Annotated in this window: 1 pseudogene; it reads left to right on the top strand. The window is 40.5% G+C overall.

Annotated features, from left to right (window positions below):
• Positions 1-117: 117 nt before the first annotated feature.
• Positions 118-269 (top strand): annotated as a pseudogene (locus TEPIDINF_RS14895) (RNA-guided endonuclease TnpB family protein); the annotation flags it as partial.

Below are 269 nucleotides of genomic sequence, written 5' to 3'. Positions count from 1 at the left end.
AAATGAAAGGCTGATATATCAATGAAATTAGACTGGGTGAAAATTACAATATTTCCTTAGTAGAATGGAATCACGATGTTGAGAAGCTTTTGCTTACTCACAACGGGTGGTGCGCCCATTGAAGCGATAAAGAAATATATAGAAAAATTCCCGACTCCTGCCAAGTACAAAAAGGAGTTTGCATGGCTCAAAGAAGTCGATAGCCTTGCGTTGGCAAACGCTCAACTGAATTTGCAGAAGGCATACCAAAACTTCTTCTCTGGTCGTGC

It is taken from the genome of Tepidibacillus infernus, assembly GCF_048898065.1.
Classification (GTDB): Bacteria; Bacillota; Bacilli; order Tepidibacillales; family Tepidibacillaceae; genus Tepidibacillus_B; species Tepidibacillus_B infernus.
The sequence above is the reverse complement of the archived record's forward strand: the minus strand, read 5'-3'. Positions and strand labels throughout refer to the sequence as shown.